Annotated in this window: 25 protein-coding genes and 1 tRNA gene; 12 read left to right on the top strand and 14 right to left on the bottom strand. The window is 71.8% G+C overall.

The features are described from left to right. Positions 1 to 34: 34 nt before the first annotated feature. Entirely contained in the window at positions 35 to 1024 is a 990-nt protein-coding gene (locus LB823_RS00595; protein WP_224644819.1) for an alpha/beta hydrolase, read from the top strand. A gap of 10 nt (positions 1025 to 1034) precedes the next feature. Here LB823_RS00595 and LB823_RS00590 read toward each other — a convergent pair whose 3' ends face one another. Then, a complete protein-coding gene (locus LB823_RS00590) occupies positions 1035 to 2330 on the bottom strand; it encodes an alcohol dehydrogenase catalytic domain-containing protein (protein ID WP_224644818.1) in 1296 nt (431 codons plus the stop codon). Further along, positions 2327 to 2803, bottom strand: a complete 477-nt coding sequence (locus LB823_RS00585; protein WP_224644817.1) for a DUF2867 domain-containing protein — start codon at positions 2801 to 2803, stop codon at positions 2327 to 2329. The genes LB823_RS00590 and LB823_RS00585 overlap by 4 nt, the downstream gene beginning before the upstream one ends. Before the next feature lie 118 nt (positions 2804 to 2921). On the opposite strand from LB823_RS00585, the gene LB823_RS00580 reads away from it, so the two are divergent. Continuing rightward, the gene (locus tag LB823_RS00580; RefSeq protein WP_224644816.1) at positions 2922 to 3542 is read left to right on the top strand and encodes a TetR/AcrR family transcriptional regulator; all 621 of its coding nucleotides are present in this window, start codon (positions 2922 to 2924) and stop codon (positions 3540 to 3542) included. 19 nt (positions 3543 to 3561) lie between these two features. On the opposite strand, the gene LB823_RS00575 is transcribed toward LB823_RS00580, so the two are convergent. The 4 genes from LB823_RS00575 to LB823_RS00560 form a co-directional block, all read right to left on the bottom strand. After that, positions 3562 to 4104 carry a MaoC family dehydratase N-terminal domain-containing protein gene (locus LB823_RS00575; protein ID WP_224644815.1) on the bottom strand — a complete coding sequence of 181 codons (543 nt, stop codon included), beginning with the start codon at positions 4102 to 4104 and terminating at the stop codon, positions 3562 to 3564. Next, a complete protein-coding gene (locus tag LB823_RS00570) occupies positions 4101 to 4667 on the bottom strand; it encodes a TetR/AcrR family transcriptional regulator (RefSeq protein WP_224644814.1) in 567 nt (188 codons plus the stop codon). Before LB823_RS00570 ends, LB823_RS00575 begins: the two co-directional genes overlap by 4 nt. A gap of 132 nt (positions 4668 to 4799) precedes the next feature. After that, a complete protein-coding gene (locus LB823_RS00565; RefSeq protein ID WP_224644813.1) occupies positions 4800 to 5246 on the bottom strand; it encodes a DUF4253 domain-containing protein in 447 nt (148 codons plus the stop codon). A 154-nt stretch (positions 5247 to 5400) separates the two neighbouring features. Then, positions 5401 to 5486 (bottom strand) — tRNA-Leu (locus tag LB823_RS00560). Positions 5487 to 5698: 212 nt separating this feature from the next. On the opposite strand from LB823_RS00560, the gene LB823_RS00555 reads away from it, so the two are divergent. The 7 genes from LB823_RS00555 (at position 5699) to pknB (ending at position 15350) form a co-directional block, all read left to right on the top strand. Further along, complete coding sequence (locus LB823_RS00555) at positions 5699 to 6964, top strand: DUF3662 and FHA domain-containing protein (RefSeq protein ID WP_224644812.1); 1266 nt, start codon at positions 5699 to 5701, stop codon at positions 6962 to 6964. Between the two features lie 97 nt (positions 6965 to 7061). Beyond that, complete coding sequence (locus tag LB823_RS00550) at positions 7062 to 7526, top strand: FHA domain-containing protein (RefSeq protein ID WP_224644811.1); 465 nt, start codon at positions 7062 to 7064, stop codon at positions 7524 to 7526. Then, positions 7523 to 8968 carry a PP2C family serine/threonine-protein phosphatase gene (locus tag LB823_RS00545; RefSeq protein WP_224644810.1) on the top strand — a complete coding sequence of 482 codons (1446 nt, stop codon included), beginning with the start codon at positions 7523 to 7525 and terminating at the stop codon, positions 8966 to 8968. Before LB823_RS00550 ends, LB823_RS00545 begins: the two co-directional genes overlap by 4 nt. Continuing rightward, the gene (locus LB823_RS00540; RefSeq protein ID WP_224644809.1) at positions 8965 to 10386 is read left to right on the top strand and encodes an FtsW/RodA/SpoVE family cell cycle protein; all 1422 of its coding nucleotides are present in this window, start codon (positions 8965 to 8967) and stop codon (positions 10384 to 10386) included. The genes LB823_RS00545 and LB823_RS00540 overlap by 4 nt, the downstream gene beginning before the upstream one ends. Beyond that, positions 10383 to 11897, top strand: coding sequence for a penicillin-binding protein 2 (locus LB823_RS00535; RefSeq protein WP_224644808.1), 1515 nt, complete (start codon positions 10383 to 10385; stop codon positions 11895 to 11897). The genes LB823_RS00540 and LB823_RS00535 overlap by 4 nt, the downstream gene beginning before the upstream one ends. Next, positions 11897 to 13339, top strand: coding sequence for a serine/threonine-protein kinase (locus LB823_RS00530; protein ID WP_224644807.1), 1443 nt, complete (start codon positions 11897 to 11899; stop codon positions 13337 to 13339). The genes LB823_RS00535 and LB823_RS00530 overlap by 1 nt, the downstream gene beginning before the upstream one ends. A gap of 19 nt (positions 13340 to 13358) precedes the next feature. Continuing rightward, on the top strand, positions 13359 to 15350 hold the full coding sequence (pknB, locus tag LB823_RS00525; protein WP_224644806.1) for a Stk1 family PASTA domain-containing Ser/Thr kinase: 1992 nt from the start codon (positions 13359 to 13361) through the stop codon (positions 15348 to 15350). A 45-nt stretch (positions 15351 to 15395) separates the two neighbouring features. On the opposite strand, the gene LB823_RS00520 is transcribed toward pknB, so the two are convergent. Next, a complete protein-coding gene (locus tag LB823_RS00520) occupies positions 15396 to 16037 on the bottom strand; it encodes an aminodeoxychorismate/anthranilate synthase component II (RefSeq protein ID WP_224644805.1) in 642 nt (213 codons plus the stop codon). 81 nt (positions 16038 to 16118) lie between these two features. Between LB823_RS00520 and crgA the strand changes: the two genes are divergently transcribed. Continuing rightward, positions 16119 to 16412 carry a cell division protein CrgA gene (gene crgA, locus LB823_RS00515; RefSeq protein ID WP_224644804.1) on the top strand — a complete coding sequence of 98 codons (294 nt, stop codon included), beginning with the start codon at positions 16119 to 16121 and terminating at the stop codon, positions 16410 to 16412. Between the two features lie 54 nt (positions 16413 to 16466). Continuing rightward, on the top strand, positions 16467 to 16871 hold the full coding sequence (locus LB823_RS00510; RefSeq protein ID WP_224644803.1) for a PH domain-containing protein: 405 nt from the start codon (positions 16467 to 16469) through the stop codon (positions 16869 to 16871). Between the two features lie 76 nt (positions 16872 to 16947). Here LB823_RS00510 and LB823_RS00505 read toward each other — a convergent pair whose 3' ends face one another. Both LB823_RS00505 and LB823_RS00500 read right to left on the bottom strand, forming a co-directional pair. Beyond that, positions 16948 to 17436 carry a C40 family peptidase gene (locus LB823_RS00505; protein WP_224644802.1) on the bottom strand — a complete coding sequence of 163 codons (489 nt, stop codon included), beginning with the start codon at positions 17434 to 17436 and terminating at the stop codon, positions 16948 to 16950. A 368-nt stretch (positions 17437 to 17804) separates the two neighbouring features. Then, positions 17805 to 18338 (bottom strand): peptidylprolyl isomerase, encoded by a 534-nt coding sequence (locus LB823_RS00500; RefSeq protein ID WP_224644801.1) that lies wholly within the window; start codon positions 18336 to 18338, stop codon positions 17805 to 17807. Positions 18339 to 18440: 102 nt separating this feature from the next. Here LB823_RS00500 and LB823_RS00495 point away from each other — a divergent pair, with 102 nt between their 5' ends. Continuing rightward, on the top strand, positions 18441 to 18965 hold the full coding sequence (locus LB823_RS00495) for a hypothetical protein (protein WP_224644800.1): 525 nt from the start codon (positions 18441 to 18443) through the stop codon (positions 18963 to 18965). Between the two features lie 4 nt (positions 18966 to 18969). Here the strand turns inward: LB823_RS00495 and LB823_RS00490 are convergent, their stop codons facing one another. From LB823_RS00490 to LB823_RS00470, 5 genes are all read right to left on the bottom strand, one after another. Then, entirely contained in the window at positions 18970 to 19143 is a 174-nt protein-coding gene (locus LB823_RS00490; protein ID WP_158645192.1) for a hypothetical protein, read from the bottom strand. Positions 19144 to 19184: 41 nt separating this feature from the next. Further along, a complete protein-coding gene (locus LB823_RS00485; protein ID WP_224644799.1) occupies positions 19185 to 19943 on the bottom strand; it encodes a CbtA family protein in 759 nt (252 codons plus the stop codon). Positions 19944 to 19953: 10 nt separating this feature from the next. Further along, positions 19954 to 20166 carry a CbtB-domain containing protein gene (locus tag LB823_RS00480; RefSeq protein ID WP_126195642.1) on the bottom strand — a complete coding sequence of 71 codons (213 nt, stop codon included), beginning with the start codon at positions 20164 to 20166 and terminating at the stop codon, positions 19954 to 19956. Positions 20167 to 20333: 167 nt separating this feature from the next. Beyond that, the gene (locus tag LB823_RS00475) at positions 20334 to 21326 is read right to left on the bottom strand and encodes a CNNM domain-containing protein (RefSeq protein ID WP_224644798.1); all 993 of its coding nucleotides are present in this window, start codon (positions 21324 to 21326) and stop codon (positions 20334 to 20336) included. Next, a complete protein-coding gene (locus LB823_RS00470) occupies positions 21319 to 22674 on the bottom strand; it encodes a hemolysin family protein (RefSeq protein ID WP_224644797.1) in 1356 nt (451 codons plus the stop codon). Before LB823_RS00470 ends, LB823_RS00475 begins: the two co-directional genes overlap by 8 nt. Between the last annotated feature and the right edge of the window lie 77 nt (positions 22675 to 22751).

Here is a 22751-nt window from a genome sequence, read left to right as displayed (position 1 = left end):
CGCAACCGGGCCCGCGTGGACGACGGAGGCGACGATGAAGGCTCGATGGATGCTCCTGCCCGTGCTGGGCGCTGCGGGCACCGCCGCGGGATCGGCCGCGGATCGCATCCGCGCCCTGCGCGGCGTGGCGCCCGGGCTGCGGCACCCCGCCGCCGCGATGATCCCCTCGATCGGGCCCGTCTCGCTCAAGGCGGTCCGGGCGGCGCGCGGACCGTCGGGCATGCCGACGCGGGGCGGCGTCACCGTCACGCGGCACGACGTCGACAGTGGGCAGGATGTGTACGTCTACACGCCCGCGGCGCCGAACGGCGGTGCGCTGCTGTGGATCCACGGCGGCGGCACGATCATCGGCGCGCCCGAGATCGACCACCAGCGGTGCGTGCGGATGGCGCGGGACACCGGCGCGATCGTGGTGAGCACGCGGTACCGGCTGGCGCCCGAGCACCCGTTCCCCGCCGGGCACGACGACTGCTTCGCGGCGCTGCGGTGGCTGCACGACGGTGCCGCCGAGCGCGGGATCGATGCCGCACGGATCGGCGTCGGCGGGGCCAGCGCGGGCGGCGGACTCGCGGCGGGTGTGGTGCAGCGCGCCGTCGACGAGGGCCTGCCCGTCGCCTTCCAGCTGCTGGTCTACCCGATGCTCGACGACCGCACCCCGACTCGCCCGGCCGATCGCCGCGGCGCGCTCGTGTGGACGCGGCGCTCCAACGCCTTCGCCTGGGACGCCTATCTCGGCGCCGGGCACGCCGAACGGGAGGTGCCCGCCTACGCCGCGCCGGCGCGCCGCACCGACCTCGCCGGCCTGCCACCCGCGTGGATCGGCGTCGGCGACCTGGACCTCTTCCACGACGAGGACGTCGACTACGCGCGCCGGCTGGAGGCCGCCGGGGTTCCCGTCGAACTCCTCGTGGAGCCGGGGATGTACCACGCCGCGGACATCCTGGCCGCCCGCGCGACGTCGATGCGGGCCTTCACCCGCGCCGCGATCGGCTCCGCCGGAACGCATCTCGCGCCGCGCGGGTAGGCCCTTCGCGCTACTCGTGCACGACGGTCTTCGTCGCCTCGCCGTGGACGTGCTCGGCGACGATGCGATCCGCCCGGTCCAGGGGCCCGGTGTGCGTGATGACGTCCTGCGGGCGCAGAGCGCCGGTGCGCAGCAGCTCGAGGACCGCGGGGATGTGGGCCCGCGCGTGCGAGCGGCCCAGCTCGTAGCGGACGTTGCGGCCGTACATCAGCGCGGTCGGGATCGGACTCGACCGGCTCAGGCTCGACAGGGAGACGCAGGTGCCGTCGGGCGCGGTGCGCCGGATCGCGAGCCCGGCGCCCCGGCGGTCGCCGGTGCTGTCCACCACCAGGTCCGCCGGCGGGAGCGAGCGCACCGCGGAGGGTTCGTGGGCGAGCAGGCCCAGGCCGGCGGCGTGCCGGCGGACGTGCGCGCGGCGATCGATGAGGTGCACCCGGCGGGCGCCGAGCGCGAGGGCGGTGAGGCCGGCGTACAGCGCGACGCTGGCGCTGATCGGCGGCCGCCGCCCGATCTCGCTGAGGATCAGGACGTCGGCGTCGGGATCGCGGGCGAGCAGGCCCGGCAGGTGCGGCGCGACACCGCGGTAGCAGTCGACGACGTTGTCCGCCACGGAGGCCGCGGCGACCGGGTCGACACCGTCGGGCAGCGGGACCAGCATGCCGTCCGCGAACGGGACCGTCAGCAGGTCCGAGAGCGCGCCGCCCCAGTGGCCGCCGACGACGCCGAAGCCGTACATCGAGATCGGCGGGACGCGAAGGCAGTTCGCCGTGAGGCCCGCCGCGCAGGACCGGCAGGCGCCGCAGCTGATCTGGAAGGGCACGACGACGCGGTCGCCGGGCCGCACCGTCGTGACGCCCTCGCCGACGTCGACGACCTCCGCGACGCATTCGTGGCCGAAGTGGAAGGGCAGCGGGAAGGGCGTGCTCCCCAGCGCCATCGCCCGATCGAGGTCGCAGCTGGCGACCGCGATGGGACGGACGACCGCAGCGCCGGGCCCGGGCGGGGGTGGCGCCGGGACGTCGCGCCACCGCATGCGCCCGCCGGGCGAGGCGACGAGGGCCCGCATCGTCGGTCCTCCGCCCCGACGGTGCCGGATTCGGTCCGCAGCGGCGGACCGCAACCTCGTGAGGCGTTCCGCGGCACCGCGTTCCAGTGCCACGCGCGCGGCGGGGATCGCGGTCCCGGCGGTCGCGACCCCGGCGAGATGGCGCGCCGCGCCGCGCGGACGGTGCCGCGGGCCGGCGGGATAGAGGTAGGCGTGCGCCGCCGCGGCGGGGACCGCGGCCGACGGGGCCCGCTCGCTCACGCCCGTCCCCCGCGCCGCGCGGCACGCGCCAACAGGCGGGGGATGGTGACCAGGTGGAACGGGAGCACGACGGCCCAGACGAGTCGCGCCGCCGGTTTCGCGAACTCGACCGTCGTGGACCACGAGACCAGCTCGCCGTCGACCTGCACCACGTTCCGCGCGGCGATCAGGCCCGAGTCCTGCTCCAAGACCAGGAGGTCGCCCTCGTCGGCGCGGATGCGCCAGCCGAGGACGTGCCCGGGTCCGGTCCGCGGGCGCGACCGGAGCCGCAGGACGGTGCGCCAGCCGAGGAGCAGCACCGTCGGCATCGGGGCGGGGGCGTCCTCGAAGACGGAGCGCGCCCACTGCTGCGCCGTGCGATCGTCGCCGGGGCGTCGCGCGACGGCGAACGTGTAGGTCGCATCGGCGCCGGCGACCCCGGCCGACCGGGTTCGCGCGGGCGGTTCCGCGCGTCGTGCCACCGTGTCTGCCATCGCGCACTTCCTTCGTCGCGGCGAGCCGGATACCGGAGTCTCGATACGTCTCGTAACATACTGACGCGACGGTATGTGGTCAAGGTCACCGTCGGGGCGAGAGCTGGGAGGCGGGCGCGTGGACGGTAAGGCATCGGAGCCGGCCGCGTCGAGGCCGGAACGGCGGACGCAGGCGCAGCGACGGGAGGCGACCCGCGCCGCCCTGATCGACGCCGCCCTCGACGTCTTCGCGCGGAGCGGCTTCCACGCGGCCTCGCTCGACGAGATCGCCGCCGCGGCCGGGATGTCCAAGGGCGCGCTCTATTACAACTTCGCGTCGAAGGAGGAGCTGTTCCTGGCGCTGCTGGAGGACCGGTTCCAGCGCATCCTCGACACCGTCCGCGCGAACGCCGACGGTGCGCAATCGGCGGCGCACCTCTTCGTCTCCGCGATCGAGGACATCCCCGGCTGGCTGCCGCTCTACCTCGAGTTCCTCGCCTACGCCGCGCGCACGCCGCGCGTCGCCGAGGAGTACGCGCGACGGTTCCTCCGCGACTCCCGGCGACAGGTGGCCGAGACCCTCGAGCAGTTCTCCGCCGACCTCGCCGTCGACCTCCCGCGCCCCGCCGCCGAGCTCGCGGTGACCGTCGACGCGATCATGCTCGGTTTCACCATCGGCCGGCACTTCGACCCGGACACCCTCCCGGACGCCGTGCTCGACGACGCCCTGCTCCGCACCGTCCTCGGCCGGATCGGTTAGCCGGGACGGGCCCCTGCCCTCACTCCCGCGTCGCGGTGTAGGCGTCGCTGTCGGACGGCCCCGTTCCGGTGAGCATGATCAGGTCCGCCACCGCGTCGAGATCGACCTCGGGTGCCGCCGATCCCGAGTGCGCGAGCGTGATCACCGCGGCGAGGTGCGGCGATCCGTCGGCGTACGCGGTCACGTCGATGACGAGGATGTCGACGCCCGCCTTGACGACGTGCGACGTCAGGCGCGCCCCGAAGCCGACGCGCTGCCCGATCCGCAGCGGCCGGACCACCGTGAACTGTTGCGCCGCGTGCACGATCCGGGAGAGGTTGCAGTTCGGGATCGCGCGACTGACCAGCGCGGACGCGGCGTCGAACATCGGCGCGGCGAGGAGGGCGACGGGAACCGGGGTGTCGGCGGGCAGTACTCCCCGGGCGCCGAAGGGGACGTGGGGGTCGCGCACGGCCCGGGCGAACCCCCGGACCGCCTCCGCCCCGATCTCGTAGGCGTCGTCGAACCGGAGATCCCACTCCTCCGGGCGCGGGCCGTCCGGGAGACTCGCCGGGGCGGTCATGAGCCGCTCCGCACGGAGTCGTCGATCCGGTCGGAGAGCCGCACGCGGCTGAGCCTTCCCACCAGGTAGCTCTCGATCGTCTCCGCACACGGGGCGTGCGAGCGCGACGGCCTCGTCGACGCCGCGCCGACGACGGCCTCGCCGATCGCGATCCGCCAGATCCCACGCACCGTCTCCGCCGCGTCCTCCTCGTCGAAACCGAGGGCGCGCACGCCGTCGGCCAGGTCCCGAAGGTGGACCCGAGTGAACTCCTCCACCCCGATGTACCCGTCCAGGATCCCCGCGAGCGCCCAGGGCCGGGCCTCGAGGAAGCGCACCACCGCCACCGACGACTGCACGGCCCGGTCGAAGGGATCGTCCGACGGGTGCTCGCGCCGGTGGTCGGCCACGCCGCCGTGCCGGTTGAACAGGAAGTCGAGGAGCTCGTCCTTCGAGTCGAAGTAGTAGTAGATCCCCATGGGGCTCGCGCCGAGCCGGGCCGCGAGCCGGCGCATGGAGAAGTTCGCGTAGCCGTCGTGCGTGAGGATCTCGATCGCCGTCGCGACGATCTTGTCCCGGCTCATGCGGGGTGGTCTACCTTGGCGTGCCGTCGTGTCCATACGGTGGGCGCCTCCTGATCGGAAACATGGTCACCGATCATTCGGAGCCGATGTCCCCGCGGATGGGAGCGACCGACGGATCGGCGACCCGCATCGTCAGTCCCACCAGAACGACCAGCGATCCGAGCGGTCCAGGGCCCGGCCGTAGTCCTCGAGCGTGAAGCCCTCGAAGTTGTCCACGCAGAACGCGAAGTGCTCCGCCGCGAGAACCGTCCGTCGCTCCGCGCCCGTCGGGCGTCGCGCGACCTGGAGAACCATGGTGTCGACCCCGAGGGACACCAGCGACGCGCCGAAGCGGTCCTCCCACGACCGCAGGACGGCGGTGACATCCCCGCCCGTGAGCTGCGCGTTCGTCGCGCCCCACCAGCCGAGTGCCGCGGGCACGTCGGCCGGCCGCGCGACCGGGACCAGGAGAAGGCTGCCGCGCTCGGCGACGGTGAGCCGATCCGGCGTCGGGTCCGGCCCCCGGCGCCCGGACATCGCGCGGAATCGCCGCCCGTGCGGTTCGGGGCGCGCCGGCGGCGCGCCGGTCGAAAGAGGCATTCGCCGATCGTGCCGACTCGTGCCTGCCGCGGGCTGAAGGGACGCTTGCCCGGCGATCGCACGCGGCATTCTCGGACCGGCGGCACCGTCGACCGACTGTCGCGCAACGAAAGAACCCCGGGCCACGTACTCGTGACCCGGGGTTCTTCTCGTGTGGTGGGCGAAGGGGGACTTGAACCCCCACGTCCCGAAGGACACTGGCACCTGAAGCCAGCGCGTCTGCCATTCCGCCACTCGCCCGAGCGACCGGAGAAGATTAACACGAGGCGACGCGGCCCGCGAAATCGGACCGCGACCTGGCCCTCCGACCTTGCCGGGCCGTGCACATTCGTGCTACCAAAGGGACAGTTGGGACCAATGGGGTTACGCTGACTTCGCCGTGCCCCGATCGCGGCTATCATCATTGGTCAGTACATGCATCACGACACGCTGAGGAAGGGGGAAGTCGTTCCATGGGAATCCTGCAGCGGTTCGAGCGGAAGCTCGAGGGCGCGGTGGGCGACGGCTTCGCCCGCGTCTTCGGCGGCAAGGTGGTCCCCCAGGAAGTGGAGGCCGCTCTCCAACGCGAGGCTGAGGATCAGCTGCAAACCCTCGGAGACGGGGCGTACCTGGTACCCAACAAGTACGTCATCGCCGTCTCCCCCACCGATCAGGAGACCTTCGAGGCGGACCGCGAGCTCGCGATCCGTGCCTTCTCGAAGCACCTCGACGAATACATCCATGACAACGGCTGGCAGACTTATGGTGACGTGGTCGTGCACTTCGAGCAGTCACCAGGCCTGCACACGGGCCAGTTCCGGGCCCGCGGCACTGTGGATCCGGATGCAGTCCCCCAGAACCTTGTACCCCAGCGACCACCTGCAGAATCAGGAGCCGATTCGATGAGCAACAATCCCGGATACGACCAGGGACGGCACGGCGGCCAGTACGACCAGGGCGGCTACCAGCAGCAGCAACAGCCGGGGTACGACCAGAACTACGGCCAGCAGCAGCCCGGGTACGACCAGAACTACGGCCAGCAGAACTACCAGCAGCCGGCCTACGACCAGAACTACGGCCAGCAGGGCTACGACCAGCAGCAGGGTTACGACCAGGCCGGTTATCAGCAGCAGCAGCCGGCCTACGACCAGAACTACGGCCAGCAGAACTACCAGCAGCCCGGCTACGACCAGGGCTACCAGCAGCAGCCCGCGTACGACCAGAACTACGCGCAGCCGCAGCAGCCGGGGTACGACCAGGGCTACCAGCAGCAGCCCGGCTACGACCAGAACTACGGCCAGCAGAACTACCAGCAGCCCGGCTACGACCAGGGCTACCAGCAGCAGCCCGCGTACGACCAGGGCTACGGCCAGCAGGGGTACGACCAGGGCGGCTACCAGCAGCCCGGCTACGACCAGGGCTACCAGCAGCCGCAGGGCGGCTACGCCCAGCCGCAGGCGGTCACCCTGTACCTGGAGGACGGCTCCAACCGCACCTTCGCGCTGCGCGAGGGCACCAATGTGATCGGCCGCGGCCAGGACGCCCAGTTCCGTCTCCCGGACACGGGCGTCTCGCGCCGGCACGTGGAGATCCGTTGGGACGGCTACGCCGCCGTCCTCAACGACCTCGGCTCCACCAACGGCACCTCGGTCAACGACGTGCCCGTCTCCAACTGGGAGCTCGCCGACGGCGACCGCATCCGCGTCGGCCACTCCGACATCGTGGTCCGCTTCCAGTAGATTTCACCTCGGGGCGGCGAAAGCAGACCCGTATGACAGCGCCCGCACGGCGGGCGCTGGACGAGTGTGCGTCGGATACGACCAGGAGGGAGACACCGTGCAGGGACTCGTGTTGCAGCTGACCCGGGCGGGTTTCCTCCTGTTGCTGTGGCTGTGCATCTGGCTGGTCATCAGCGCGCTGCGGTCCGACGCACGGCTGGCGTCGGGCCTGCGGCCCCGCCAGAAGGAGGCCAAGGCGCCCCGTCGGGCCCTGTTCTCCCGCACCAGCAAGGTCGCGAAGTACCTCGTGGTCACCCACGGCCCGCTCGCGAACACGCGGATCACCCTCGGTCAGCAGCCCGTGCTCATCGGCCGCGCCGACGACTCCACCCTGGTGCTCAACGACGACTACGCGTCGACCAGGCACGCGCGGCTCTCGCGCGACGGTGACGACTGGTACGTCGAGGACCTCGGCTCCACCAACGGCACCTACCTGGCCCGCAACAAGGTCACCACTCCCACCCGCGTCCCGCTGGGCACCCCGGTGCGCGTGGGCAAGACAGTGATCGAGTTGCGCCCGTGAGCCTCGTCCTTCGATACGCCGCCCGCTCCGACCGGGGCCTCGTCCGCAGCAACAACGAGGACTCCGTGTACGCGGGTGCCCGCATCCTGGCGCTGGCCGACGGCATGGGCGGCCACGCGGCGGGCGAGGTCGCCTCGCAGCTCATGATCAACGCGCTCGCGCCCCTCGACGACGACGAGCCCGGCGGCGACCTGCTGGACACCCTCGAGGAGGCGATGGTCGCCGGCAACGAGACCATCGCCGAGCAGGTGGCCGAGGACCCCGAGCTCGACGGCATGGGCACCACCCTCACCGCGATCCTCTTCGCCGGCTCCAAGCTGGGCCTGATCCACGTCGGCGACTCCCGCGGCTACCTGCGGCGCGACGGCGAGCTCATCCGTATCACCAAGGACGACACCTTCGTCCAGACCCTCGTCGACGAGGGGCGGATCACCGCGGAGCAGGCCCACACCCACCCGCAGCGCTCGCTGATCATGAAGGCGCTGACCGGGCACGAGGTGGAGCCCACGCTCACCCTGCGCGAGGCCAAGGCCGGCGACGTCTACCTGCTCTGCTCCGACGGCCTGTCCGACGTGGTCTCCGACGAGACCATCGGCGAGACCCTGGCCCTGGCCACCGACGACGTCAGCGCCGCCGCCGACCGGCTCATCGAGCTGGCGCTCAAGTCCGGCGGCCCCGACAACGTGACCGTCGTGGTCGCCCGCGTCGAGGACTCGAGTTTCGGGCAGAGCCGCCCCATCGTCGGCGGCGCCGCGAACGACGACGACGAGGACTACGTCCCGCCGGCCAACACCGCCGCCGGCCGCGCCGCCGCGCTGCGCCCGCCGAAGAAGGCGCCCCGCCGCGTCGTGGCGACGGACGTCGAGGAGGAACCGGAGACCGGCTCGCGCCGCAAGTGGATCGCCCTCGGCGTGCTGCTCGTGCTGCTCGTCGGCGGCGCCATCGGCCTCATCGTCACCCGCTCGGTGGTCAACTCCAGCTACTTCGTCGCGGCCACCGACAAGGGCACCATCGCCATCTCGCACGGCGTGAAGGTCTCGATCTTCGGCCGCGCGCTGAACTCGCAGCAGGAGGTCGTCTGCATCGCGGAGACCGCCGGCGAGGGCCGCGCCGCGCAGGGCTGCACGCCGCTCACCGTCGACGACCTGACGCCGCGCGGCCGCGCCAACCTGGCCGGCCTGCCCTACGCGAGCTCGCTCGACGACGCCCGCGAGCAGGCCCGGAACCTCACCGACCGCGACAACCTGATGGAAAGGTGCGCGATCACCACGGAGATCGAGGCGCCGGCGCCCGTGACCCCGCAGGACCCGAACGTCCCGGCACCGTCGACCACCGTGGCGCCGCCGGCCGGCGAGACGCTCGCGCCGCCCCCGGCGCCCGTCACCAAGGTCGTCACGCAGACGTCGACGCCCGAGCGGCCCTGCCGCGGAGGCCCCTCGTGACGTCGGGCGTCAGCACTCCCGGTGCGGGCATCGCGCTCGACCCGAACCGAAAGTCCCGGACCTACGAGCTGGTCCTCCTCGGCGCCGCCACGGTGGTGACGGGGACCTCGCTCGCGCTGGTGGAGTGGGCGCAGGAGCAGCGGGTCACCCTGGACCTGGCGAAGTACGTGGTCGCCTTCATCGTGCTGTACGGCGCGGCGCACTACGCCGTGCGCCGGTTCGCGCCGTACGCCGACCCGATCATCCTGCCCGTGGTGGCCATGCTCAACGGCCTCGGCCTGGTGCTGATCCACCGCCTGGACCTGGGCAACGCGCACGCCGAGAACGGCCGCGTCTCGCAGACGCAGGAGGCGAACCAGCAGATCCTGTGGACCCTGCTGGGCCTCGCGGTGCTGGTCGCGGTGCTGGCGCTGCTGCGCGATCACCGGACGCTGTCGAAGTACGCGTACACGATCGGCCTCGCGGGCGTCGTCTTCCTGGCGCTGCCGGCGCTGCTGCCGTCGAGCCTGTCGGAGATCAACGGCTCGAAGAACTGGATCAAGACGCCGCTGTTCAACATCCAGCCGAGCGAGATCAGCAAGATCCTGCTCATCATCTTCACCGCGGCCTTCCTGGTGTCCAAGCGCGACCTGTTCACCTCCGCGGGCCGCCGCGTCCTCGGCATCGACCTGCCGCGCGCCCGCGACCTGGCGCCGCTGCTGCTGGTGTGGGTCGTCGCGCTCGGGGTGCTCGGCTACGCCAACGACCTCGGCACGCCGCTGCTCATCTTCTTCACCGTCCTCGCGATGGTGTACATCGCCACCGAGCGGATCGGCTGGATCGTCGTGGGCCTGAGCCTCGCGGTGATCGGCGCCGTGGCCGCCTACCAGCTCTTCCCGCACCTGCGCGTGCGCGTCGAGGTGTGGCGCGATCCGTTCGCCGCCTACGAGACCATCGGCTACCAGCCCGCGCAGGCCCTGTTCTCCCTGGCCACGGGCGGCCTGGCCGGCACGGGCCTCGGCTCCGGGCGGCCCACGATGGTGCCCTTCGCGTCGACGGACTTCATCATGGCCGCCGTGGGCGAGGAGCTGGGCCTCATCGGCCTCGCCGCCGTCCTCATGCTGTTCCTGGTGCTGATCTTCCGCGGCTTCCGCGCGAGCCTGACGGTGCGCGACAGCTTCGGCAAGCTCCTGGCCGCCGGCCTGGCGTCGACGATGGCGATCCAGCTCTTCGTCGTCGTCGGCGGCGTCACCAAGCTGATCCCGCTGACCGGCCTGACCACGCCGTTCATGAGCTACGGCGGCTCGTCGCTGCTCACGAACTACGCCCTCATCGCGCTGCTGCTGCGCATCTCCAACGCGGCCCGCGAGCCCAAGGTCGCCCGCAAGCCCGGCGCGCCGGTCCCCGACCGGCCGACCGAGATCGTGAAGCGCGTATGAACGCACCGATCCGCCGCATCTCCCTCGTCGTGGTCCTGCTCGTGGTCGCGTTGCTCGCCAACGCCACCTGGGTGCAGGTCTTCCGCGCCGACGACCTCCGCGCCGACAGCCGCAACGAGCGCGTGCTCCTCGACGAGTACGCGCGCCAACGCGGCTCGATCCTGGCCGGCGGGCAGGTCATGGCCCAGTCGATCAAGACCGACGACCGGTACAAGTACCTGCGCACCTACCCGGAGGACATGGCGCGCGCGTACGCGCCGCTCACCGGCTACTACTCGATGATCTACAGCTCCAGCGGGCTCGAGCACGCCGAGGAGTCGGTGCTCAACGGCAGCGACGACCGGCTCTTCGGGCGCCGCGTCGTGGACCTGCTATCCGGGCGCGACCCGAGCGGCGGCAACGTGATCACCACGATCAACCCGACGATGCAGCGCATCGCGTACGAGAAGCTGACCACGGCGTGCGGCTCGAACGGCCCGTGCCACGGCGCGGCCGTCGCGATCGAGCCGTCGACCGGCAAGATCCTCGCGATGGTCTCGACCCCCAGCTACGACCCGAATCCGCTGTCGTCGCACGACACGAGCGCGGTCAGCAAGACCTGGGAGCAGCTCAAGGACGACCCGGACAAGCCGATGGACAACCGGGCGACCGGCTGGACCTACCCGCCGGGATCGACCTTCAAGGTGATCACCACGGCCGCCGCGCTGGCGCAGGGCAAGGGCGTCGACCTGAACACCCGGCTCACCGCCGACAAGCAGATCACTCTGCCGGGCGGCGGCGGCACGACACTGCAGAACTACGCGGGGATGACGTGTCCTGAATCCTCGGGCGGTACCGTCAGCCTGTTGCAGGCGTTCCAGTACTCGTGCAACACGGCGTTCGTGGATCTGGCCACGACGAAGATCCAGGACGGAGGCGAGGCGATCAAGGCGATGGCGAACAACTTCGGCGTCAACTCGACGCCCGACCCCATCCCGCTGCGGGTCGCGCAGTCGGTGACCGGTCCGCTGTCCGACGGTGCCCAGACGGGCCAGTCGGCCATCGGCCAACTCGACGTGGCGATGACCCCGCTGCAGAACGCGGTGATCGCGGCGACGCTGGCCAACGGCGGCGTCCGCATGCAGCCCTACCTGGTGGACTCCTTCCAGGCGCCCGACCTGAGCACGTTCGGCGGCACGTCGCCGAAGCGGCTGGGCCAGGCGATCTCGCCGCAGGTCGCGGCGCAGATGCGAGAGCTGATGATCGCGTCGGAGCAGCACACGAAGGGCTCGGGCGGCCGGGTCCAGATCGCCTCGAAGACCGGTACGGCGGAACACTCTCAGGGCCAGCGCGGCGGCGAGGCACCGCACGCCTGGTACATCGGGTACGGCCCGGTGAACGATCCGAAGGTAGCGGTGGCGGTCATCATTGAGAACGGTGGAAATCAAGGCGAGGCGGCGACCGGTGGGTCGCTCGCCGCGCCGATCGGACGAGCGGTGATAGGCGCCGCGGTGAACGGGCAGGGGAACTGATGAGTCTGCAGACCGGATCGGTGATCGCCGACCGCTACGAACTCCTCCGGCTCATCGCCACCGGTGGCATGGGTCAGGTCTGGGAGGCGATGGACACACGGCTCGACCGCCGCGTCGCCGTCAAGGTCCTCAAAGCCGAGTTCTCCGAGGACCAGGAGTTCCTCGCCCGCTTCCGCAACGAGGCCCGCACCACCGCCGCCCTCAACCACCCCGGCATCGCCGGCGTCTACGACTACGGCGAAACCGCCGACCAGGCCGGCGGCGCACCCCTGGCCTACCTCGTCATGGAGCTCGTCAACGGCGAACCCCTCAACGCCGTCCTCAGCCGCCTCGGGCACCTCAGCCAGGCCCAAGCCCTGGACCTGCTCGAGCAGACCGGCCGCGCCCTCCAGGTCGCACACACCGCCGGCCTCGTGCACCGCGACGTCAAACCCGGCAACATCCTCATCACCCCCACCGGGCAGGTGAAGATCACCGACTTCGGCATCGCCAAGGCCGTCGACGCCGCCCCCGTCACCAAGACCGGCATGGTCATGGGCACCGCCCAGTACATCTCCCCCGAGCAGGCCTCCGGCGAGGACGCCACCGCCGCCTCCGACGTCTACTCCCTCGGCGTCGTCGGCTACGAATGCCTCGCGGGCAAGCGCCCCTTCTCGGGCGACGGTGCCATCACCGTCGCGATGAAGCACATCCGGGACCAGCCGGAGCCGCTGCCCAGCGACCTCCCGGCGCCGGTGCGCGAGCTGATCACGCTGACCCTGGGCAAGGACCCGCGGCAGCGCTACGCGAACGGCGGCGAGTTCGCCGACGCCGTCGCCGCGGTCAAGGCCGGGCAGCGCCCGCCCATGCCGCGCGGCTGGACCGGCGCCGCCCCGGCGGCGGCCGCCGCCGCGACCGGGGTCCCGGAGACCGCCGCCACGGCCATCGTGCCGCCGGCCTCGCGCCCCGGTCCGCAGCCCGTCTCCCGCAACTCCACCCCGACGCCGCGGGCCGCGGCGCCCGCCACCTACTCGGACGGCGGCGGCTGGACCAAGGCCCAGAAGACGATCCTCGGGGTCTCGGTGGCGCTGCTGCTGCTGGCCGCGGCGATCATCGGCGGCTACTTCATCACCCGGGACACCGGCAACGAGACGCCGCTGCCGCCGACGAGCGTGACCGACACGGGCACCGTCGCACCCCCGCCGACGGGGACCTCGACGCCGGCCCGCCCGGTGCCGCCCCGGACGACGACGGAGGCGCCGCGGACGGTGACCGAGACGTCGACGGTGCAGCCGACGACCACGCCCCCGCCGCCCAAGCCGACGACGACTCCGCCGCCGCCGACCACGACGACCCCGCCGCCGACCACGACCACGGACCCGCCGGTCACCGGAGGCGAGCCGACCACGAAGCCGCCGTGCACCGGCATCTTCGGGATCCCTCTCCCCTGCCCCAACAACTGACGGATAACGGACGAAGCAGATGACTACCCCGCCGCGTCGCATCAACGACCGCTACGACCTGGGCGAGACGCTCGGGTTCGGTGGCATGTCCGAGGTGCACCTGGCCCGGGACACGCGTCTGTCGCGCGACGTCGCGATCAAGATCCTCCGCGCCGACCTGGCCCGTGACCCGAGCTTCTACGAGCGGTTCCGGCGGGAGGCGCAGAACGCGGCGTCGCTGAACCATCCGACGATCGTCCAGGTCTACGACACCGGCGAGGCGCAGACCAGCGGCGGGCCGCTGCCGTACATCGTGATGGAGTACGTCGACGGGGAGACCCTGCGTGACGTGCTGCGCCGCGACGGGACCATCGCCCCGCAAGCGGCGATGACGTGGATGGCCGACGTCTGCGCGGCGCTCGACTTCAGCCACCGCAACGGCATCGTGCACCGCGACATGAAGCCCGCCAACGTGATGCTCACCCGCGCGGGCGAGATCAAGGTGATGGACTTCGGCATCGCGCGGGCGATGAGCGATCCGTCCGCCGGGATGACGCAGACTGCCGCGGTGATCGGCACGGCGCAGTACCTCTCGCCGGAGCAGGCGCGCGGCGACTCGGTGGACGCCCGCTCCGACGTCTACGCCGCCGGCTGCGTGATCTTCGAGCTCCTGACCGGGCAGCCGCCGTTCACCGGTGATTCCCCGGTCTCCGTGGCCTACCAGCACGTCCGCGAGGATCCGCCGACCCCGTCCGCGATCCTGGACACGATTCCGCCCGAGCTGGACTCGATCACGCTCAAGGCGCTGTCGAAGAACCCCGCCAACCGGTACCAGACGGCCGGCGAGATGCGGCAGGACCTGATTCGCGTGCTCGCGGGCCGCAAGCCCGAGGCGCCGATGGTGCTCTCCGACGAGGAACGCGACGCGCTGCTCACCGAGCCGGCGAAGCCCCGTCGCCGGGCCGCCGCGGCCCCCGTCGCCGCTGCGGCCGCCGCCGGGACAGCGGGCGCGAACGGCGCCGAGCCCTCGGACGACGGTCCGCCCACGGAGATCGTGGAGACGACCCCGGCGGACGCGCCCGTGCGGCGCCGGCGCGCGGCGCCCGCGACGACCGGCAGCCGGTCGAAGCTGCTCATGCTGCTCTCGGCGGCCGTGATCGCGCTCGTGCTCATCGGCGGCACCACCTGGTACCTGCTCAACAGCCGCGGCGGCGAGCAGAACGCCACTGTGACCTCCCAGATCGGCGCGCCGGCCGCGGATGCCCAGGTCGCGCTGCAGAAGCTCGGCTTCACCGTCGAGGTGCAGCGCATGCCCGACAACACCGTGCCCGCCGAGCACGTGATCTCGACGCTGCCCGGGCCGAACGCGAGCGTCGCCAAGGGCTCGACGGTGGTCCTACAGGTCTCCACCGGCCCCAAGATGGCCGCGGTGCCCGATGTCGCGAACAAGCCCGAGAAGGAGGCCCGCGACATCCTCGAGAAGGCGGGCTTCACCGTGGCCAAGGACGTCAAGAACGACCCGTCGCCGACGGTGGCCAAGGGCAACGTCATCTCCACCAACCCGGCGATCGGCGCGAACACGCCGCAGAACACGCCGATCCAGCTCACCGTCAGCTCCGGCAAGGAGCAGGTGCGCGTGCCGGACGTGACGAGCACGCAGGTCTCGCAGGCGGAGGCGAACCTCAAGGGCCTGGGATTCCAAGTGGAGATCCAGCGCGTCGACAACCCGGCCCCGGCCGGCACCGTCGTGCGGCAGAACCCCACCGGCGGGCAGAACGCGGACAAGGGCAGCACGGTGACGCTCCAGGTCGCCCGGGCGAAGCCGATCACCATGCCGAACGTGATCAATCAGGACCAGAACGCGGCCCGCGCCGCACTCATCCAGGCCGGCTTCTCGTCGGAGAACATCTCGGTCGTGGTCGACGCCCCGTCGGGCCTGTTCGACCGCGGTCGGGTCTGGCGCACCGATCCCGATGTCGGCGCCCAGGTGGACTCGTCGGCGACGATCGTCCTGCACGTCCGCCGGTCCTGAGGCGAGGCCGGGACCACCGGCACCTCGCCCGACGGTCCGCGGCGCTCACCCGAGCGCCGCGGCGACCTCCTGCTCGAGCTCGGCGACCCGCGCCTCGGGGATCGTCAGGCCGCACACGACCAGCCAGTTCGCCAGCATGCGGTGGCCGCCCTGCGTGAGCACGGACTCGGGGTGGAACTGCACGCCGTGGATCGGCAGCTCGCGGTGCTGGAAGCCCATCACCACGCCGGAATCGGTGCGGCCGGTGATCTCGAGCTCGGCGGGGATCGTGGGCTCGAGCACCGTCAGCGAGTGGTAGCGGGTCGCGGTGAAGGGGTCGGGCAGACCGGCGAGCACGCCGTGGCCGTTGTGGTGCACCAGCGAGGTCTTGCCGTGCAGCAGCTCGGGCGCCCGGTCGACCGTCGCGCCGAAGACGGCCCCGATCGCCTGGTGCCCGAGGCACACGCCCAGCAGCGGGGAGCCGGCCGCCCGCGCGGCCTCGACCATGGGCATCGTCTGCCCCCCGCGCTGCGGGGTGCCGGGGCCGGGGCTGAGCAGCACGCCGTCGTACTGCGCGGCCGCCGCGGCCGGATCGTCCAGTCGCGGATCGTCGTTGCGCCACACGTCCGCCTCCACGCCCAGCTGGCCGAGGTACTGGACCAGGTTGAACACGAAGCTGTCATAGTTGTCGACGACGAGGATCCGCACGCCGTCCACCCTAGCGGGGTGGGGTGCCGCCGGTACATCCGATAACCTGGCAGGTGAAACGCACCCTGGTAGAAGGAAGCCATGCCGAAGTCGAAGGTCCGGAAGAAGACCGATTACACGATCAACACCGCCACGGATTCGCGCACGCCGGTCAAGGTGAGCGCTCCGTCGGGCCGGTGGTTCGTGGTCGCGTTCCTGGCGCTCATGCTCGCCGGGCTGGCCTGGCTGCTCGTCTACTACGTCGGTGCGGACCCCAACGGCCTGGGCGCGCCCGGCAAGCCGCTGGAGTGGATGGCGAACCTCGAGGCGTGGAACTTCGCCATCGGTTTCGGCCTCATGATCGCCGGTCTGTTGATGACGATGTGGTGGAAGTAGCCCTGACCAGCGAAATCACAACGATGTCATTCATCCCCAGCTGTGGATAAACCTGTGGATAACTGGAGCGCCCCGCGCGGTGTGGGCGTCGTCCTCCTCGTCGCGGGCGTCCTGCTCGGCGCCGCGGCCGTCGGCTTCCAGGCCATCAAGGACCCCGTCGGCATGGTGCTCGTGGGCATCGGCGTGCTCGCCCTGATCTACCTCGGGGCGTCCGTGCTGGTCCTCCGCCCGCGCCTGTCCGCCGACGGTGCCGGCGTCGTCTACCGCGGCGCCTTCGGCCGCAAGGTCTTCCCGTGGGACGGCCTGGAGATCAAGCGCACGACCACGCGGCACTGGGGCCGCGAGTCGGTGCTGCTGGAACTCACGCGCGGCGACGACCTGCTCTTCCTCGGCCGCTGGGAGCTGGGCGAGGCGCCCACCCTCGTCGCGCAGCAGCTCGAGGCCCTGCGGCCCGCGTGAAAGATCGACGCCTCTCAGCGCGACACGCCGCAGTCATGCCCGCGACACCGCTGAGAGACGGAGATCTTTCACCTGATCAGTAGCGACGTGCGGTGACGAAGCCGCGGATGCCGGCGACGCGCACGGGCATGCCGGAGGTCACCGCCTCGACCACCTGGCCGTTGCCGATGTACAGCGCGGCGTGGCCGCCGCCGTTGGTGATCACCACGTCGCCGGGGCGCAGCTGCGCCTGCGAGACGGGAGTGCCGGCGCTCATCAGCGAGTAGCTGCTGCGCGGCACGCTGACGCCGGCCTGGTTCATGGCCCAGGTGACGAGACCGGAGCAGTCGAAGGAGCTGGGGCCGGCGGCGCCGTAGACGTAGGGCATGCCCACGCGGGTGAGCGCGGCCTGCACGACCGACGAGCGGTCGGGTCCAGCGATCTGCCCGGCCTGTGCGACGGGTGCCTGCGGGGCGGGCGCGGGGGCGGCCTGCGCCACGGCGGGTGCGGCGACGATTCCGATCACGGCGGCTGCGGCTCCGAGGGCCGCGCGCATCGTGCCGCGGCGGGTGCTGCGGACGGTCATGGTCTTCGTACTGTCGCTGGTCACTTTCGTCGAACTCCCGACTCCGTGGAGCGGCGTGTCGGTCACGCCTCGGTCTCCACAAGATCACGGCAAGGTTACGAAGACCGGACGACGGGTGTCCATCTCAGAGCGGGCGTTGTGCCGTGAAGATGCTCACCCACCTGCGTCGATCGAGATCCGGCTCACACGAATCCTTGAGATATCCGGAATTCCGTGCAGAATCTGATCCACACTGATGGAGGAGTTAGGCGAAGTAAATTCACTGCGCCGGGCCCACCGAGCCCGCCCGGCGACGGCCCGAGACGGCCCCGAAGACACGAAAGCCCGGCCGGATCACCCGGCCGGGCACACGCGTGGGGAGGGGACGACTACTCCTCGACGGTGATGGAGTTGATGGTGACCTCCTTGACCGGGCGGTCCGCGCGGTCGGTCTGCGTGCCGCCGATGGCGTCGACCACCTTGCGGCTGGCCTCGTCCTCGACCTCGCCGAAGATCGTGTGCCGGTTGTTGAGGTGCGGCGTCTTGCCGACGGTGATGAAGAACTGCGAGCCGTTGGTCGCCGGGCGGCCGATGTTGGCCATGGCCAGGATGTACGGGTGGTCGAAGCGCAGCTCCGGGTGGAACTCGTCGACGAAGTCGTAGCCCGGGCCGCCGGTGCCGGTGCCGGTCGGGTCGCCGCCCTGGATCATGAAGCCGTCGATCACGCGGTGGAAGACGGAGCCGTCGTAGAACGGGCCCGAGTCGCCGCCGGAGGCGTTGGTGGTCGTGTATTCCTTCGTTCCCTGGGCGAGTCCGAGGAAGTTCGCCACGGTCACGGGAGCGTGATTGCCGAACAGCGCGATACGGATGTCACCTTCAGAGGTGTGCAGGGTCACGTGGGCGGTAGCGTTGGAGTTGGTCACACCGCCATTCTGCCATTTTCTGCAAGTGCGAACCCCAGGAGATCGGATAAGAATCGGCGGTGGAAAGACGCACTCCCGTCCGTTGAAAGGATCACGCCACCGATGGCCACCACCCCCTTGCTCGACGACGCCCTCGCCGCCGACGCCGCCCCGGCACCGTCGGCCCCCTCGAACGTGCAGCGCCTCGTCTCCGGCCTCGGCCAGAGCATCGTCGGCCCCGCCAACATCCTGCGCGCGCTCTCGGGCCTCGGCCTGTCGCTCGCCGGCAAGCTGATCGCCGGCGTCTACGGGCTGGTCCGGTCGTGGATCGCCCCCGCCGAGGTCGATCCCGAGCTGGCGATCACCCTGTCCGACGGTGCGCCGTCCCGCTCGGCCCGGCGCACGCCGCTGCTGATCGGCGCGGTCCTCGCGCTCGTCCTGGCCGTGGGCGGGATCGCCTTCAAGCTGCTGCGCACCCCGTCGGCGCCGCCCGTCGCCGCCGAGCCGCCCCGCGTGCGCCCGGCCAGTGGCGCCACCGGAGACAGCGCCCCAGCCCCCGTCGAGGAGCTGGAGCGGGTGGAGGAGGCCGAGGAGGACGTGGCCGTCGAGTCGCCGTCCGAGGAGGATCCCCGCAAGAAGGGCGAGTAGCCGCCTAGCCGCGCCAGCCCGCGGGCTGGTGCGCCTGGATGGCGAGCAGCGCCCAGGCCAGCGCGATCACGAAGAACAGGCCGTCGAGGCCGCCGCTACCCCCGCGGTAGTGGATGGTGGCGGAGACGATGATCGAGATCAGCGCGGCCACCCAGCACAGAGCGCAGCGGCGGTTCATACCCCCAGGGTATGCCGCCGCTGCGTCGTTCTGCGAGGAGGCTAGGCCGAGACGGCCGTGCGCGTCGCGTCGCCCTTCCGCACCGTGAGCCGCTGCAGGAGCTCCGCGCCGACGAGCCCGATCGCGCCCCACAGGATGGCCTGCGCGAGGAACGAGTACGTGCGGAACCAGTACAAGTCGTCGGGGTCGAAGCCCTCCGGCGTCGCGACGGTCGCCGGCAGCACCAGGCAGGCGAGCACGAGGCCCACGATCACGACGGCCCCGCCGGCGAGCGCGGCGCCGTACGCCCCGAGCCGGGGCACGGCGGCGAGCCCGATGACCCACGCGGCCGCCACGAGCGCGAGGCAGATCGCGACCATGAGCAGGTACGCGCCGGTGCGCTCGCGGATCGTCTCGGGATCGCCCACAACGGGCGGGTTCGGCGGGTACTTCAGGTACGGCAGGGCGTAGATCCCGGCGAACAGCGAGCCGGCCACGGCCAGCGCGACGGCCCGCGGCGTCCACTGCGCGAGCTTTGGCGCCGCGACGCAGTAGGCCACTGCGAACAGGGCGCCCATCGCGATGCCGAACAGGATCAGGCCGGCGCCGAGCCCGACGTTCTGCTGGACGGCGCGGGTGAACAGCTCCGGCTCCTCCATCGCCATTCCCGGGTGGGAGGCGTGCTCCGCGGCGTTGCGGGCCTCCTCGAAATCGATGGCGCGGCCGATGATCGGCTCCACCATGATCCGCCCGAAGACGAACGCGAGCAGTCCTCCGATCGCCCCGGCGAGTGCGCCGCGGGCGATGACGTGCTTCTCCATGTCTCCCCGATCAGTGGCAGGGGAAGCCCAGGAAGTGCCGGGCGTCGTGGAAGAACTCGTGGACGTGCATGTCGTTGCCGAACACCGAGACGGCGCCCTGGTCGATGCCGATGAAGTAGTACGCCAGCACGGCCAGGATCAGGGTGGCGGAGAGCCACACCGCCCGGCGGGAGACGTGCAGGGAGAGGTCACCGGCGTGGGCGGTGGTGGATGCGTTCGCCATGGGCGGCGCTCCTTCGTCCGGGGTTTCGCGCCCGGGTAGACGGGGTTCGACGGTGCCCGGTCGCCCGGGCGTGCCGGCGCGGGTCTGGCTTCACAGTGGCGCGACCGCTCCCGAGGGGATTCCGCATCCGGCCCGCGAAGTGTAACCCCGCGGGCCGGAGACCGCGATCACACGGGCATCAACCTGCCGAGCAGGTCGGAGAGGGTGAGCACCGCCCGCGCACCGTCGCGCTCCACCACGGCGAGGTGCGCCCGCGACTCCCGCATCGTGGCGAGGGCCGCGTACGCCGGCTCGGCGGCGTCGAGGATCGGGACCGGCCGCATGAGATCCGCGGCGGTCGCGGTCCCGTCGGCCCGCAGGCAGTCGCGCACGTGCACCACGCCGAGGTGCGCGCCGCCCGTCACCAGCTGCCGGAGGTGGCCCGTCCGGTCGGCGGCCTCCCGGACCTGTGCGGGCGTCGCCGAACCGGGCACGGACGACGGCGCGGCGTCCCACCGCGCGATGTCGCCGACGGTCAGCGCCTCGAGCTCGAGCGCGCTGGTCAGCCGGCCGGAGTGCTGCTCGTCGAGCGCGCCGACGGTGACCGAGTGCTCGACGAGGTGGCGCAGCGCCGCCGGGTCCTGGCCGGACTCGACCTCGTTCACGGGCGTCACGCCGACGCGCCGCAGGCATCGGTTGGCCGCCTCGTTGAGCACCAGGAGCAGCGGGCGGAACACCGTCATGAAGGCCCGCATCGGCAGGGCCAGCAGGATCGCCGACCGCTCCGGGTGCGCGATGGCCCACGACTTCGGCGCCATCTCGCCGACCACGAGGTGCAGGAAGGTCACGATCAGCAGGGCCAGCACGAAGCCGCCCACGTCGGCGATCCATCCCGGCATACCGGTGGCCGCGAGGAGCGGCGTCAGCCACCCGTCGACGGCCGGCTTGGTGATCGCGCCCAGCGCCAGCGTGCACACGGTGATGCCCAGCTGCGAGCCCGCGAGCAGCAGCGAGAGCTCCGAGGAGCTGCGCAGCGCGGCCCGCGCGGAAGCGCTGTGCGCCGCCTCGTCCTCGAGCCGGTGTCGGCGCGCGGCGATGAGCGAGAACTCGACAGCCACGAAGAAGGCGCTGGCCGCGATCAACAGGACCGTGATCGCCACGATCGTCCAGGGGCTACTCATCGTCGTCCTCCGTCCGGTCGATCGCGGGCAGGCTCAGGTGCACGGCCGCCGGCACCCGTCGTTCGACGGTGCGCACCTCGGCCCGGAGCGCGGGCCGGGCGGTTCCGGGCACCGCCGCAGGATCGGGCAGCAGGGGCAGGTCGGTGACGTCGCCCGGCCGGGGCAGCGCCCCGAGGCGCGCGGTGACGGCGCCACCGAGGGTCTCGGCGTCGCCGGGTTCGAGGTCGACGCCGAGCAGGCGCTCGACCTCGTCGAGGTGCATGTCGCCGCGCAGCAGCCAGCCGTCGCCGTCGGGCACGGCGGGCGCCGGGTCGGTGCCGTCATGCTCGTCGTCGATCTCGCCGACCAGTTCCTCCGCGATGTCCTCGACCGTCACGACGCCGTCGAAGCCGCCGTACTCGTCGATGACGAGGGCCATCTCCTGGCCCGCATCCCGCAGTCGCGCGACGACGGCGGGCAGCGGCATGGAGCCCGGCACGATCACGGCCGGGCGACAGCGGGTGCGCGCGGTCCCTGAGCTGTTGCCGAGCAGGTCGTGGAGCGTGATGACGCCGATCAGGTCGTCGGCCGTGGCGCCGACCACGGGGTAGCGGGTGTGGCCGTCCGACATGCGCTGCAGGACGGCGGCCGCGGGCTCGTCGGCGGCGACCAGATCGACGCGGGCGCGCGGGATCATCGCGTGCTCGGCGGTGTGGCCGGGGAAGTCGAGGATCCGGTCGAGCAGGGTCGACAGCTCCCGGGGCAGTTCGCCCGCGTCCCGCGACGCGGCGACGATGTGCTCGAGGTCCCGGGGCGTCGCCGAGTGCTCGACGTCGTGCACGGGCTCGATCTTCACGGCGCGCAGCAGCAGGTTCGAGGCCTGGTCGAAGAACCGGATCAGCCAGCCGAACGCGCGGAGGTACAGCGTCGTCGAGAGCGCCAGGCGGCGGGCGACGGGTTCCGGCCGGGCGATGGCGAGGTTCTTCGGGAACAGCTCGCCGAAGACCATCTGCGCGACGGTCGAGAGGCCGACGGCGAGGACCGCGCCGATCGCGATGCCCACGCCCGCGGGCACGCCCACCCCGCCGAGCAGCGTCCCGACGCCCTGCCCGATCAGAGGCTCGGCCACGTAACCGACGAGCAGGCCGGTCACCGTGATGCCGAGCTGCGCGCCGGACAGCATGAAGGAGGTGCGGCGCGTGACCTGCAGGGCGCGGGCCGCGGCCTCGTCGCCCGCCTCCGCGCGCGCCTTGAGCCGGGAGCGGTCCACCGCCATGTACGCGAACTCCTGGGCCACGAAGTAGCCGGTGAACGCGGTGATCACGAGCACGACGACGACGCCGGCCAGGATCGTGAGGAGGGTGATCACGCGGCGGCCCCTCGGTGGGGCGCGGGTTCAGCGGATCGGGGTCTTCGGCGTTTGCGCGAGGCGCGTCTCATCGATTC

This window comes from Tsukamurella sp. M9C (assembly GCF_020169415.1).
Classification (GTDB): Bacteria; Actinomycetota; Actinomycetes; order Mycobacteriales; family Mycobacteriaceae; genus Tsukamurella.
This window is presented reverse-complemented; position numbering and strand designations above follow the sequence as displayed.

Coding starts and splice junctions, on each gene's coding strand:
- crgA (WP_224644804.1), top strand. CDS start 16,119: ATGCCGAAGTCGAAGGTCCGGAAGAAGACCGATTACACGATCAACACC.
- LB823_RS00575 (WP_224644815.1), bottom strand. CDS start 4,104: ATGACCGCCCCGGCGAGTCTCCCGGACGGCCCGCGCCCGGAGGAGTGG.
- LB823_RS00570 (WP_224644814.1), bottom strand. CDS start 4,667: ATGAGCCGGGACAAGATCGTCGCGACGGCGATCGAGATCCTCACGCAC.
- pknB (WP_224644806.1), top strand. CDS start 13,359: ATGACTACCCCGCCGCGTCGCATCAACGACCGCTACGACCTGGGCGAG.
- LB823_RS00505 (WP_224644802.1), bottom strand. CDS start 17,436: ATGACCGTCCGCAGCACCCGCCGCGGCACGATGCGCGCGGCCCTCGGA.
- LB823_RS00485 (WP_224644799.1), bottom strand. CDS start 19,943: ATGGAGAAGCACGTCATCGCCCGCGGCGCACTCGCCGGGGCGATCGGA.
- LB823_RS00535 (WP_224644808.1), top strand. CDS start 10,383: ATGAACGCACCGATCCGCCGCATCTCCCTCGTCGTGGTCCTGCTCGTG.
- LB823_RS00585 (WP_224644817.1), bottom strand. CDS start 2,803: ATGGCAGACACGGTGGCACGACGCGCGGAACCGCCCGCGCGAACCCGG.
- LB823_RS00490 (WP_158645192.1), bottom strand. CDS start 19,143: ATGAACCGCCGCTGCGCTCTGTGCTGGGTGGCCGCGCTGATCTCGATC.
- LB823_RS00530 (WP_224644807.1), top strand. CDS start 11,897: ATGAGTCTGCAGACCGGATCGGTGATCGCCGACCGCTACGAACTCCTC.
- LB823_RS00475 (WP_224644798.1), bottom strand. CDS start 21,326: ATGAGTAGCCCCTGGACGATCGTGGCGATCACGGTCCTGTTGATCGCG.
- LB823_RS00595 (WP_224644819.1), top strand. CDS start 35: ATGAAGGCTCGATGGATGCTCCTGCCCGTGCTGGGCGCTGCGGGCACC.
- LB823_RS00565 (WP_224644813.1), bottom strand. CDS start 5,246: ATGCCTCTTTCGACCGGCGCGCCGCCGGCGCGCCCCGAACCGCACGGG.
- LB823_RS00555 (WP_224644812.1), top strand. CDS start 5,699: ATGGGAATCCTGCAGCGGTTCGAGCGGAAGCTCGAGGGCGCGGTGGGC.
- LB823_RS00495 (WP_224644800.1), top strand. CDS start 18,441: ATGGCCACCACCCCCTTGCTCGACGACGCCCTCGCCGCCGACGCCGCC.
- LB823_RS00480 (WP_126195642.1), bottom strand. CDS start 20,166: ATGGCGAACGCATCCACCACCGCCCACGCCGGTGACCTCTCCCTGCAC.